The sequence below is a fragment of the Dietzia papillomatosis NBRC 105045 genome, from assembly GCF_001570845.1.
GTDB lineage: Bacteria > Actinomycetota > Actinomycetes > Mycobacteriales > Mycobacteriaceae > Dietzia > Dietzia cinnamea.
This window is the reverse complement of sequence record NZ_BCSL01000071.1, coordinates 1-9,055: the sequence shown is the minus strand read 5'-3', so window position 1 is coordinate 9,055 and position 9,055 is coordinate 1. Positions and strand designations below refer to the sequence as shown.

Below are 9,055 nucleotides of genomic sequence, written 5' to 3'. Positions count from 1 at the left end.
CGAGCAGGTCGCGCGCCTGGCCGCGGCCGGACTCGAGCCGCTCCATCGCATCGAGCAGGCGTCGGGCGTTGGCCGGTGATCGCATGAGGTGGGCGGTCTCGCGCAGGGACTCGTACTCGTCGAGAGACACCATCACCACCGGCTCGTGGCCGGCGCGGGTGATGATGACCTCTTCGCGGTCGTTGGTGACCCCGTCGAGGACCTCGGCGTAGCGGGCCCGGGACTCGGTGTAGCTCATTGTCTTCATCTCAAACCCTCCTGTACGCACAAGTGTACAGGACGCGGAGTTGGGCTCCACTGTGACTTCCCGTCTCCCGCGCCTGTATAGCGGCACTTCTAATTCCGCTGGTGAGTGCACATCCGGAGATGCTCACGTCCGCTACTGGAACCGGTTTGGCAACCGACACGATGCTGGCCCGGAGCGGCTGCCCGGTCCGGGTGCTGCGCGCCCCCGGCGTCGTCAGCCGTCGTAGGCGACCGTCTCCACGACGATCGGTCCGGCGACGGCCCCGCCGGTGGTGGTGAGTCGGTATTCGACCCGCCCCGGGCCGGTGGAGATCTGCGCTTCGTAGGGGTGGGAGATCGGATCGGGGATGCCCGTCGAGATCCGCGGGAACGGGACCTGCGCGATCTTCTCCCCGGTGGCGCCGGTGTCGAGGTTGCGCCACGAGAGGGTGGCCGTGAGGTTGCACGGGCCCACCCCGACGACGGCGAAGGCCCAGGAGACGGACGCCGTGTCCGGGTACCCGTCGCCGTCGAGCGTGGTGGAGATCGCGCCCGCGCACAGCCCAGTGGGTGAGCCGCCCACGGCGATCACGCGGTCGGGAGCGGGGAACAGGAGCGGGATGGCCTCAGAGGAGTCCTGGGCGCTCGCAGTGGCCGGGGCCGTGACGGCGGCGGCCACTGCGACGGCCGTGGCGGCGAGGAACGCCCCCACGGAGACGGTGGGCCGGCGGGTGATCCGCCGGGTCGAGCCGGTGGTGTCCACCCGCTCATCGTCGCACCGCGGACAGCGGCAGACAAGACTCCGCAAGGATTCCGCCACGTCGGACCGTCATGTCGAACACGGTGGCCGTGCCCGGAACGAGAACCCGTTCGACACCTGTCTGTAATGTCCGACGAGAGGCTCCGGAAGCGAGCCTCGGTCGGAAGGACACGGGATGATGGCACGAACGCGCGGTGGGGACGCCGACACCGTCCGGTCGGACGAGAACGGTCTCATCGCGGTCCTCGCCTTCGGCGGCATCGTCATGTCTCTCAGTCAGACGCTGGTCATCCCGCTGCTGGGCATGCTGCCGGCGATTCTCAACACCTCCGCGGTCAACGCCTCCTGGGTCGTCACCATCACGCTGCTCGCCGGAGCGGTGGCCGGTCCGCTCATGGGACGACTGGGAGACCTCTATCCGAAGAAGTACGTGCTCATCGGTTGCACGGCGGTCATGGTCGTCGGCTCGGTGCTGTGCGCACTGGCCACCTCGCTGTGGCCGATGCTCATCGGGCGCGCCCTGCAGGGCGTGGGAATCGGTGTGATCCCCATCGGCATCGCCACGATGCGCGAGATCCTCCCGGCGCGTCGACTCGCACCGGCGATCAGTCTGATGAGTTCGTCGCTCGGAGTGGGAGGGGCGCTCGGGCTCCCGGCGGCGGCCGCCCTGGCGCAATACGGTTCGTGGCAGTGGATGTTCTGGGGGTCCGGGGCCCTGGGCGTGGCGATCATCGTGATGATGATGGTGCGTCTCTGGACGCTGCCGGCCGCCAAACCGGACGGCACGCTCGACGTCATCGGCGCAGTGGGGCTCGCGATCGCCCTCATCTCGCTGCTGCTGGCGGTGTCCAAGGGCGCCGACTGGGGCTGGGGCTCCCCGTTGACCCTCGGCTTGCTGGCCCTCACCGCGGTGTCGCTGCCCGGATGGGCACTGTGGGTCCTTCGGCACCCTTCACCCATCGTGGACCTGCGGGTTGCCGCCCGTCGCCCCGTCCTGATGACCAACATCGCCTCGGTGACCATCGGCATGGGCCTCTATGCGCAGCTGCTGATCATGCCCCAGATTCTCCAGCTCCCTGTCGAGACCGGGCACGGGTTGGGCCAGTCGATGGTGGCCATGGGGTTGTGGAGCGCGCCCGGCGGGCTGGCGATGATGGCGGTCTCCCCACTCAGCGGGCGACTCATCGGCACCCGCGGTCCCAAGACCACGCTCATCCTGGGAGCGCTGGTGGTCGCGGTCGGCTATGCGTCCGGGTTGTTCCTCATGGGATCGACCTGGGGTGTGATGACCGTCGGCATCGTGGTGAGCGGCGGAGTGGGGCTGGCCTACGGTGCGATGCCCGCGCTGATCATGGCCTCGGTGCCCACCTCCGAGATGGGCTCGGCTAACAGCGTCAACACACTCATGCGCTCCATCGGCACCACGACCTCTGCCGCGGTGCTCGGCGTGCTGCTCACCCAGATGTCCATGGACTTCGAGGGGCTGTTCGTCCCCACCGAGACCGGATTCCGGGTCGGTCTGATGTTCGGCTGCGGCGCGACCCTCCTGGCCGCAGCGGTCGCCGCCACGATCCCGCCGCCGTGGGAGGAGAAGGCCCGGCCGGTGGCGGCGCGGGAGAGCTGAGCGGCCGGATCAGTACGCGCCGGACAGGATCCCGTCGGCCCGCGACCGGTCGATCTTGGTGGTGATGCCGCACGCCGTGCACGTGGCGGTGTACGACGACCCCAGCGGGATGATGGGGACGAAGAACAGGGAGAACGCCCGCTTGCGACGGTCGACCCGCTGTGCGGCGACGTTGCCGCAGTTCGGGCACGTGGCCCGGGCCAGCCCGAGGTTCCGGGACGAGTTCTTGAAGCCGAAGATGAAGAACATCGGCCCAGCGTGACACCACGCCGCGCCGCGCGCACCCGGTGTGGTGGAGCTCAGGCCCCGGGCCCCGAGCCGTCCGCGGTCGACCGGGCGCGGGCCACGATTGCATCGGCCAGCTCTGCCGGCCGCTCGTCGGGGATCCAGTGACTGACCCCGCTCATCTCGACGAACCGGTAGTCGGCGTCCACGTGGTGGCGGGTCCGCTCGGCGCCCCCGCGGCCCAGGGCCGGGTCGCGGTCACTCCACACGAAGGTGGTGGGCACACGGACCGCCGCGGTCGAGCGGGACGGTGGGGCGAAGGGCAGGGCCCGGTACCAGCCGAGTCCCCCGGGGATCGCGCCGGCGTCGACCATCTCACGCCGGTAGCGCTCGATCATCTCGGGCGTCATACCCATCCCGGCCAGGGCCTTCTCGGGCCGCGGGCCGGCCGAGGTGAGCAGTCGCTCCGGCAGGAACGGCAGCTGGAAGAGCCCGATGTACCAGGATCGCAGCAGCTGGTCGGAGGCGACCATGGCCTTGAGGAAGGCGGCGGGGTGGGGGACCGACACGGCGGTGAGCGTCCGGACCCGCTCGGGGTGCGCCCCGGCGACACCCCACGCGACGGCGGCGCCCCAGTCGTGACCCACCACGTGGGCGTCGGGCAGGCCGGCGGCGTCGAGCAGGGCGAGGACGTCCCCCACCAGTTCCGACAGTCGGTACGCGCGCCGACCACGGGGGCGGGCGGACTCGCAGTACCCGCGCTGGTCCAGCGCGAGGGTCCGGTACCCGGCCGCGTGCAAGAGCGGAGACACGAGGTCCCAGCTGGAGGTGCGCTGCGGGAACCCGTGGAGCAGGACGATCGCCTCGCCGTCGGCGGGGCCGGAGTCGACGGCACGCAACTCCATGCCGTCGCGGGCGAACCACAGGTCCGGCCGTGGGTTGGTCGGATCAGCCGCGGACATATCCCCTCCTGACCGCCCGGTCGAGGATTCCGAGCGTCGCCTTGAGCGCCGATGCGTCCAGCACCGGCAGCACCCCCGAGTCGCGCCAGTCCGGGTGCGCATCGGACCAGTTGTAATAGCTGACGACCTCGGTACGCGCCCCCTCGGCGCCGTCGCCATCGCCGTTATCGCCATTGCCCAGCGGGATGAGGCGGTAGCCGTAGGTATGCCCGATCGGGGGCTTGATGGTGCCGTCGATGGTCCAGGCGATCTCGGCGTCCGGCTCGAACCGGGTGATGATCACCGTGACGTCGTACTCACCCATGTCATAGTCACCCAGCGACTCGCGGTCCATGTGGACGACGAACCTGTCGCCCTCGGAGGTGACCACCGGCCCCTCCGCCGACTGGAGCATGCCGGAGGAGTCGATGGCCACGTGTCCGTCCGGATCACAGAGCACGGCGAACACCCGGCCCGCGTTCGCCGCGATCACTCGCCGCGCCTCGAGGCGGTACCCGGCGGCCGGACCGGCGCCGGCATCCGCATCGGCACGGTCGCTGGCGGCCCCGCTCGCGGCGGCACCCTCGCTGCTGGCGGCCTCGCTTGCGGCGGCGTCCCGTGAGGAGGCGTAGTCGCTCATGGCGGCGACGCTACCCGTGCCCGCCGGCCCCCGGGGACGGTTGCACACCGGCCGAGGAGCCTCACGAGGAATCCGCCCCTCGGATTGCGATACGCCCGCGGAGTTCCGCGAGCGGATCGACTTCCGAGGCGCGAGGCGAGATCGGAGGGGCAGATCGTGCGGCGGGGCCCGGCATCGTCTTCCGCAGGGCCCCGCCTCGCCCGCCGCAGAGGATCCAGAACACCGCCTCGCCCGCCGCAGAGGTTCCAGAACCCCGTGTCGACTGCGGCCGAGCCGCTTCCGCAGCAACGCCGCCTATCGGAGCACGCGCCACCTAAGGGGCCCCATAGGCGGCGTGCGCTCCGATAGGCGGCGTGCGACTCGATAGGCGGCGTGCGCTCCGATGGGCGGCGTGCGAACCCGCAGGCCCCGGGGCGGCGTGCGCGGGCCCCTACTCGCCGCCCATCCCCGCGCCACCGGAGCGGGCCCGAATCAGACCCGCGCCGGGTCGGGCCGCTCCCACACGCGGTGGTTCGCCAGCAGCGGCGTGAGCGCGGGCACCACGCCGGCCGCGGAATCAACCTGCACGACGCCCGGGGTGTCGGTGGTGATCCCGAAGTCCGCGTACCGGTCGACGGACGCGAGCGACGCGATGGCCTTCTTATGCCGGAACATCTCGCTGATGAGGATGTCCGTGCGCGGATTGGCGGGGAGATCGACCACCACGAGGGCGTCGAACTCGATGGACCGCTGCGTCTGATAGGTCCGGGATACCGACACGGCCTCGCCGGCCTCCGGGTCCCCGAGCCTCCCGCCGGTCGGGGCGATCACCAGCGGCACCATGTCGTCGTCGAACACCGCCTGGACGAGGTTCGAGACCGCATCGACGTCGGAGTCCTCGGTGACGAGGATGCCGATCTGGCGGCCGTCGGACGGCCACTCCTTGCCGATCTGCGAGAGCGCCGGGCTGGTGACGACCTCGGCGACGGGCACCTTCGCCGGCGCGGGCAGTCCCAGTCCGGCGGCCACGGTGACGGCCAGATCGTGGTCGATGTGCGCGAGCTGCTCGACCTGCCGCACCTTGATGGCCTGCTCGTAGCACTTGCCCAGCTCGAACGTGTACGCCTCGGCGACGTGCTCCTTCTCGACGTCGGTGAGGCTGTTGTAGAACAGCGTGGCCTGCGAGAAGTGATCGTCGAAGCTGGCCGGGGTGGCCCGCTCGATCTGCGATTCGGCGATCGTCTGCGCCACCTCGACCAGCGCGCCGTCGGTGGTGCCCGCCATGAACGGGCAGCCGCCGTCAAGACTGTTGGGCTGGTACGGGGCCACGCCCACGTGGTCGGCGGACTGGTGGAACCCGTCGCGGAACATGTCGTTGACGGGCGCGTGCGGGCGGTTGATCGGGATCTGCCCGAAGTTCGGCCCGCCCAGGCGCAGGAGCTGCGTGTCCAGGTAGGAGAACAGGCGGCCCTGCAGGAGCGGGTCGTTGGTGACGTCGATGCCCGGCACGAGGTGGCCCGGGTGGAACGCGACCTGCTCGGTCTCGGCGAAGAAGTTCTTGACGTTGGCGTTGAGCTCCATCGTGCCGATGACCTGCACAGGTGCGAGCTCCTCCGGCACGATCTTGGTCGGGTCCAGCAGGTCGATGCCGTGGAACATCTCGCTGACACCGTTCTCGTCGACCGTGTCGGGGAAGACCTGGATGCCGAGGTCCCACTTGGGGAAGGCGCCGGCCTCGATGGCGTCGGCCAGGTCGCGGCGGTGGAAGTCCGGGTCCATGCCGCCGGTGATCTGGGCTTCTTCCCACACCTGCGAGTGGACGCCGAGGTGGGGCTTCCAGTGGAACTTCACCAGGCTCGTCTCGCCGGCGTCGTTGACGAGCCGGAAGGTGTGGACGCCGAAGCCCTCCATCATCCGGTACGAGCGCGGGATGCCGCGGTCGGACATGTTCCACAGGGTGTGGTGCTGAGCCTCGGTGTGCAGGGAGACGAAATCCCAGAAGGTGTCGTGCGCGCTCTGGGCCTGCGGGATCTCGCGGTCCGGGTGCGGCTTGGCGGCGTGGACGACGTCGGGGAACTTGATGGCGTCCTGGATGAAGAACACGGGGATGTTGTTGCCGACCAGGTCCCAGGTTCCCTCGTCGGTGTAGAACTTGGTCGCGAACCCGCGGGTGTCGCGGACGGTGTCGGCGGAGCCGCGGTTGCCGAGCACGGTGGAGAAGCGGACGAAGATCTCGGTCTCCTTGCCCTCGGCGAACACGCCGGCCTTGCAGACGCTGGCGGCGGCGCCGTTGGCGCGGAAGACGCCGTGCGCGCCGGCGCCGCGGGCGTGGACCACGCGCTCGGGGATGCGCTCGTGGTCGAAGTGCATGATCTTCTCGCGCAGATGGTGGTCCTGCAGCAGCACGGGGCCGCGGCGGCCGGCCTTGAGCGAGTGGTCGGTGTCCGACAGGCGGGCGCCCTGCGCGGTGGTGAGGAAGGCGCCCTGCTGGCGCATGACCTCCTCGCGGGCGGTGACGGAGCCGGGTGGCTCGGCGCCGGTCGGGCCGTACGGGGTGGCGCCCTTCTGGTCCGCCTTGGGCGGCAGCGGGCTGGTGGGCTCGGTGGGCTCGTCCACGGTCGGCGGGCGGGAACCGGGGGTGCCGGGGACGACGTCGGCGCTGCCGACCAGGTCGTCGGCGAGTTCCTCGGCCTTGTCCACGATCTTCTCGGCGGCGGACCGGGCGGCGGACTTGGAATCTGACCTCTTATCGGGCATCGATGCTCCTTCGCGGGGTGTGATCTGTCCGTGGCCGGGATTCTGCCCAGACCTGACCGGTCCGCAACCGCTCGATGTCGGGGAGGAAACCTTCACCCGCGCCTATTCTCATGACATGGCATCTCCGCCGGTCGCCCGCGAGCACCTCCCGTACCCGGTCCTGCTGGCGGCGGCGTGGTCCGCGTGTCTGCTCCTCATCGCCGGTGGTGGCTGGCTGCTCGGGCAGGCGATCGGTCGGCTGTCGGTGATCATCGCGCCCGTCGCGATCGCGGTCCTGCTCGCGGCCATGCTCAGACCTCTCGTGGACCGGATCCCGCAGCGGGTCCCGCGTGCGGCGGCGGCCCTCGTCGTCGTCGTCGGGGTCCTGGCGGTCATCCTCGCCGCGCTCGCGGCGGTCACCACCCAGCTCGCCACCGGCGTGCCGCGGATGCGGGAGCAGATCTCCTCCGGCACCGACGCGGCGTTGCGGTGGCTCGAGGAGGGGCCGCTGCACCTCACGGCCGACCGGCTGCAGGAGGCGGTGGGGCAGGCGCGGACGTGGATCGAGTCCCACTCGGAGGCCGTGGCGGCCGGCGCCGTCCAGTTCGGGCACACCGCCGTCGACGCGGTGGCCGGGGTGCTCATCTGCCTGGTGGCGCTCTTCTTCTTCCTCTACCACGGCGAGAAGCTGTGGGAGTTCTTCGTGCGTTGGCTGCCGCGCGCGAGCCGCGCGCACGTCGATTCGGCGTTCCGTCACGGCTGGGGCAGCCTGGGCGCGTACACACGGACGCAACTCACGGTGGCCGCGATCAACGCGGCCGGGGTGGGTATCGGCGCCGCGCTGCTGCGCGTGCCGTTCGTGATCCCGATCGTCGTGGTGGTGTTCCTCGCGTCGTTCGTGCCGATCGTGGGGACGCTGGTCGCGGGCCTGGTGCCGACGGTGTTGGCGGTGGTCGAGCGGGGCCCGGCCATCGCGATCGCGATGCTGGCGATCGTCGTGGTCGTCCACCAGCTCGAGTCGCACGTGCTGCAGCCGATCCTCATGGGTCACGCGGTGGCGCTGCACCCGCTGGCGGTGATCCTCGTGGTCACGGCCGGCACGTACCTGTTCGGCATCGTCGGCGCACTGTTCGCGGTGCCGGTTACCGCGATGGCCAACACGATCGTGCGGTACCTCGCCGCGCGGGGGGATGGCGGCGCCGACGGTGGTGGCCCGGGGCCGGGCCTGGTGCCGGAGGTGGACGAGGTGTCGGGGCCGGACCGCGAGGGCCACGAAGACGGACACGACGACGAGGGCGACGACGAGCCCGGCCCGCGCGGTCGTCCCGCCGACTCCGGCGACCCCGCGGGACCGGCCGGGCATGCGGCGGCGGACGCCGGCCCTTCGCCCCGGTGAGCCGTCACAGGGGCCCGCGCCGCGCCACCCCGGGCGGCGCCGAGAGTGATCTCGGGGGCGTTGTCGAGGTGGTCCGTTCGAGCGTGGTGCGCGCGCCGCGCGAGCGGGTGTGGGCGCGCATCGTGACGCCCTGCGGCGTCGCCCACGAGTTCGGGCCCCTGCTGACCATGCGGTTCCCGGCCGCGCTCGTCGGCACGTCCATCGCGGACGTGCCGACGGGCCGTCCGGTCGGGCGGGCGTGGATCCTGCTGGCCGGTGTGATCCCGCTGGAGTTCGACGACCTGACGATCCTCGAGGTCTCGCCGCCCCGGTACTTCCGCGAACGTTCCCGTCTCGGCTCGTGCCGCGTGTGGGAGCACCACCGTGACCTCGAGGCGCTGTCCGACGGAACGACCCGCGTCACCGACACCCTGCGCGCGGTGCCGCGGGCGGTGCTGCCGCGGCCGGTGGTGCGGGCGGTCGTCGGAGCGCTGTTCACCCACCGCCACCGTCGGCTCGTCCGGTGGGCGGACGCGACGGGCGGGACCCG

The 9,055-nt window shown here is 71.2% G+C and carries 9 protein-coding genes; 3 read left to right on the top strand and 6 right to left on the bottom strand.

Annotated elements, in window-relative coordinates:
* A partial coding sequence (locus DPA01S_RS15405) for a type II toxin-antitoxin system Phd/YefM family antitoxin (RefSeq protein ID WP_061917670.1) occupies positions 1-247 on the bottom strand: 247 nt, incomplete at its 3' end.
* A gap of 213 nt (positions 248-460) precedes the next feature.
* Positions 461-988 carry a hypothetical protein gene (locus DPA01S_RS15400; RefSeq protein ID WP_061917667.1) on the bottom strand — a complete coding sequence of 176 codons (528 nt, stop codon included), beginning with the start codon at positions 986-988 and terminating at the stop codon, positions 461-463.
* A gap of 172 nt (positions 989-1,160) precedes the next feature.
* Between DPA01S_RS15400 and DPA01S_RS15395 the strand changes: the two genes are divergently transcribed.
* Positions 1,161-2,609: an MFS transporter gene (locus DPA01S_RS15395; RefSeq protein ID WP_061917664.1), complete on the top strand. Its 1,449-nt coding sequence runs from the start codon at positions 1,161-1,163 to the stop codon at positions 2,607-2,609.
* A 9-nt stretch (positions 2,610-2,618) separates the two neighbouring features.
* Here the strand turns inward: DPA01S_RS15395 and DPA01S_RS15390 are convergent, their stop codons facing one another.
* The 4 genes from DPA01S_RS15390 to DPA01S_RS15375 form a co-directional block, all read right to left on the bottom strand.
* Complete coding sequence (locus DPA01S_RS15390; protein WP_061917661.1) at positions 2,619-2,858, bottom strand: zinc-ribbon domain-containing protein; 240 nt, start codon at positions 2,856-2,858, stop codon at positions 2,619-2,621.
* A 50-nt stretch (positions 2,859-2,908) separates the two neighbouring features.
* Positions 2,909-3,796: an alpha/beta fold hydrolase gene (locus DPA01S_RS15385; RefSeq protein WP_061917658.1), complete on the bottom strand. Its 888-nt coding sequence runs from the start codon at positions 3,794-3,796 to the stop codon at positions 2,909-2,911.
* Positions 3,783-4,415, bottom strand: a complete 633-nt coding sequence (locus tag DPA01S_RS15380; protein WP_232303207.1) for an SRPBCC family protein — start codon at positions 4,413-4,415, stop codon at positions 3,783-3,785. Before DPA01S_RS15380 ends, DPA01S_RS15385 begins: the two co-directional genes overlap by 14 nt.
* Positions 4,416-4,886: 471 nt before the next feature.
* Positions 4,887-7,151 carry a catalase gene (locus DPA01S_RS15375; RefSeq protein ID WP_061917657.1) on the bottom strand — a complete coding sequence of 755 codons (2,265 nt, stop codon included), beginning with the start codon at positions 7,149-7,151 and terminating at the stop codon, positions 4,887-4,889.
* A 115-nt stretch (positions 7,152-7,266) separates the two neighbouring features.
* Between DPA01S_RS15375 and DPA01S_RS15370 the strand changes: the two genes are divergently transcribed.
* Positions 7,267-8,526, top strand: coding sequence for an AI-2E family transporter (locus tag DPA01S_RS15370; RefSeq protein WP_084374818.1), 1,260 nt, complete (start codon positions 7,267-7,269; stop codon positions 8,524-8,526).
* On the top strand, positions 8,523-9,055 hold a 533-nt coding region (locus tag DPA01S_RS15365; RefSeq protein ID WP_232303206.1), incomplete at its 3' end, for an Rv1443c family protein. The genes DPA01S_RS15370 and DPA01S_RS15365, both read left to right, overlap by 4 nt.